Origin of the sequence: Aeromonas sp. HMWF014 (assembly GCF_963878295.1) — a bacterium.
GTDB lineage: Bacteria > Pseudomonadota > Gammaproteobacteria > Enterobacterales > Aeromonadaceae > Aeromonas > Aeromonas popoffii.
On the sequence record NZ_CAWNYS010000301.1, the window covers coordinates 13,340 to 16,585 of the forward strand.

The 3,246-nt window shown below is 62.8% G+C and carries 3 protein-coding genes and 2 pseudogenes; 3 read left to right on the forward strand and 2 right to left on the reverse strand.

The window, feature by feature from the left end:
- Positions 1 to 205 (reverse strand): annotated as a pseudogene (locus tag AAC083_RS23095) (SgrR family transcriptional regulator); the annotation flags it as partial.
- Between the two features lie 97 nt (positions 206 to 302).
- On the opposite strand from AAC083_RS23095, the gene AAC083_RS12410 reads away from it, so the two are divergent.
- From AAC083_RS12410 to AAC083_RS12420, 3 genes are all read left to right on the forward strand, one after another.
- Positions 303 to 482 (forward strand): hypothetical protein, encoded by a 180-nt coding sequence (locus AAC083_RS12410; RefSeq protein WP_219927883.1) that lies wholly within the window; start codon positions 303 to 305, stop codon positions 480 to 482.
- A gap of 145 nt (positions 483 to 627) precedes the next feature.
- The gene (locus AAC083_RS12415) at positions 628 to 1,896 is read left to right on the forward strand and encodes an O-acetylhomoserine aminocarboxypropyltransferase/cysteine synthase family protein (RefSeq protein ID WP_042039148.1); all 1,269 of its coding nucleotides are present in this window, start codon (positions 628 to 630) and stop codon (positions 1,894 to 1,896) included.
- Between the two features lie 109 nt (positions 1,897 to 2,005).
- Entirely contained in the window at positions 2,006 to 2,632 is a 627-nt protein-coding gene (locus tag AAC083_RS12420) for a glutathione S-transferase family protein (RefSeq protein WP_181364734.1), read from the forward strand.
- An 83-nt stretch (positions 2,633 to 2,715) separates the two neighbouring features.
- Here the strand turns inward: AAC083_RS12420 and AAC083_RS12425 are convergent.
- A pseudogene (locus AAC083_RS12425) lies at positions 2,716 to 3,246 on the reverse strand (iron-containing alcohol dehydrogenase); the annotation flags it as partial.

The following is a 3,246-nucleotide window of genomic DNA, read 5'->3' on the forward strand; positions in this document are numbered from 1 at the left end:
ACACCAGCCGTGAGCGCCGTCCCCTGCCCGCCTCGGCCGACCAGCTGAGCCAGCCCTGATCCTGCATCCGCCGCAGCAGCAGACGGGCATTGCGCGGGGTGCAGCAGAGCAGATCCGCCACCTCGGCGAGACTGATCTCCCGCTCATCACTGCCAAGCAGCTGAGCGAGTCGTTGAAATTGCTGGTAGAGGCGACCGGTTGGCATAAAAGAGGAAATCCTATTGCTGTAATCCATCAGTTTTTACTTCCTCATTTTAGCTCAATACTGGTGGCGAACGTGAGAACCACAGCACAGGAGCACTATGATGAGCCAAGCCACCCCCCTCAAACCGAACCGGATCCAGCAGACCCTGCGTCGTTACTTCAAGCGGATCCTGCCCAAGCCGCTGGCCCTTATCGAGGATCCAATGCACCAGCTCAACCGCCTGATGCAGTGGGACATGCACCAGATAGACGACAAGGAGTATCGTCGCCGTCTCTGAGTGCCATCCCTCACACAGGTCGCTCAAGGGCCAGCGGGCACAATTGCGTTGCCGGATCTTGCTGTTTACATCGGCTACGGGCCTGATAGATTGGACGTCTATCCATCTATAACTGCGACAAGCAACATCCAACAAGGAGTGTGTGATGAAAGATGCGACCCTGGCCCTGCACCACGGCTTTTCCAGCGACCCCACCACCAAGGCGGTCGCTGTGCCTATCTACCAGACGGTGGCCTACGAGTTCGACAGCGCCCAGCACGGGGCGGACCTGTTCAATCTGGCGGTGCCGGGCAACATCTATACCCGCATCATGAATCCCACCAACGATGTACTGGAACAGCGGATGGCCGCTCTGGAAGGGGGGATTGCCGGTCTGGTGGTCTCGGCGGGTTCTGCCGCCATCACCTACGCCATCCAGGCGCTGACCGCCGCCGGTGACAACATCGTCTCAACGCCCCAGCTCTATGGCGGCACCTACACCTTGTTCGCCCACATGCTGCCAAGCTTCGGGGTCGAGGTACGCTTCGCCAAAGATGACAGCGCCGAGGCCATCGCCGCCCTCATCGACGACAAGACCAAGGCGGTCTACTGCGAGAGCATCGGCAACCCGGCGGGCAACATCGTCGATCTGGCCGCCTTCGCCAAGGTGGCCCACGCCCGTGGCGTGCCGCTCATCGTCGACAACACGGTCGCCACCCCAGTGCTGTGCAAACCCATCGAACACGGCGCCGATATCGTGGTGCACAGCCTGACCAAATATGTCGGCGGTCACGGCAACTCCCTGGGCGGCGTCATCGTCGACTCGGGCAAGTTCCCCTGGGCGGATAACGCCGAACGCTTCCCCCAGCTCACCCAGCCCGAGCCCTCCTACCACGGGGTGGTCTACACACAAGCCTTTGGCCCGGCCGCCTTCATTGGCCGGGTGCGCACCGTGCCCCTGCGCAATACCGGCGCGGCGCTGGCCCCCATGAACGCCTTCCTGCTGCTGCAGGGGCTTGAAACCCTGAGCCTGCGCATGGAGCGCCACGTGGACAACGCCCTCCAGGTCGCCCATCACCTCAAGCATCACCCGAAAGTAGCCTGGGTCAGCTACGCCGGTCTGCCGGGGCACCCCCACTATCTGCTGGCGGAGAAGTACATGGGGGGCCGGCCGTCGGCCATCCTCTCGTTCGGCTTGAAGGAGGGCTATGAGGCCGGGGTGCGTTTCTACGATGCGCTCAAGATTTTCAAGCGGCTGGTCAACATAGGCGACGCCAAGTCGCTGGCCTGCCACCCCGCCTCCACCACCCATCGCCAGTTGAGCGAGGAGGAGCAGGTCAGGGCCGGGGTCAAGCCGGAGATGATCCGCTTGTCGGTGGGGATCGAAGCGATCGAGGACATACTGGCGGATCTGGATCAGGCGCTGGAGGCCTGAGTCAGCCAACGAGAGAGCGGGCACTGCCCGCTCTCTTGTTGCGCCATGCCAGTGAACCAGTCACCTCCCCGACGCGTATACCGACTCCTGCCACCGAATCGAGGTTTCAATGATAATCCTGCACCACCTGAACAAGTCCCGCTCCCAGCGCATCATCTGGCTGCTCGAAGAGCTGGGGTTGCCTTACCAGATCAAGGCCTACCAGCGCGACGCCACCACCTTTCTGGCGCCGCCCGAACTCAAGGCCATCCACCCCCTCGGCAAGTCGCCTGTTATCGAGCTCGACGGCCGGGTGCTGGCAGAATCCGGCGCCATCACCGAGTACCTGATAGCCCGATACGCCCCCGAGCGACTGGCTCCGGCCACGGATAGCCCCGAGTACCCCGAATACCTGCAGTGGCTCCACTTTGCCGAGAGCTCAGGCATATTGCCGCTGTTGCTGGACATGTTCGTGCGCAAAGATGGCAGCCCGATGCGCTTCCTGCCGGACTACGCCAAAGCGGAGTGTGCCAAGGTGCTGGGTTATCTGAACGAGGTGCTGGCAAACCGCCACTATCTGGTGGGGGAGCGCCTCTCCGGCGCCGACATCATGAACTCCTTCCTGGTGGATCTGCTGGCCCAAGGCGGCCAGCTGGCCCATTTCCCGCACCTGCAAACCTACTGGCTGCGACTCAATACCCATCCGGCCCGCCAAAAAGCAGTGGTGCTGGAGCGCGAGCTGGATCTGGGCGCCTGATCCTCTGCCCTCAGCGCCTCACCCCAGAATGCAGCACGCCCCGACTATCGGGGCGTGTTCTTTTCAGCTCGTCAGCCAAATGATCAGAGGGCGTGGGAAAGGATCCGGGCGACCTTGTCCGGGTCTATATCCTGCTGCTCTCCCAGTGCCGTCAGGCCGAAGCGCTTGAGGTTGGAGCAGATGCCGGGGATGCAGCTCTCGCTCAGGCCGTAGTCGGCAAGACGGGTGCCCACCCCCATCTGCAGGAAGAACTGCTCGGTGCGGATGATCGCCTCCTCGATGCGCAGCGCCTTGTCCTCCCGGCTCGAATGCCACACCCGTTCGGCGAACTGGGCCAGTTTCTCCTGCTTCTGGGCCGCCTGCTCACGCAGCAGGGAGGGTAGCACCACCGCCAGACTCTGGGCATGATCCAGCCCATGCAGCGCGGTGAGCTGGTGACCGATGGCATGGGTGGACCAGTCCTGCGGCACGCCGCGGCCGATGAGACCATTGAGCGCCAGGCTGGCGGCCCACATCAGGTTGGCGCGCACCTGATAATTGGTGGGATCCACCAGGGCTTTGGGGCCGTTATCCACCAGCACCTGTAGCAAGCCTTCCGCCAGCCTGTCCTGCAC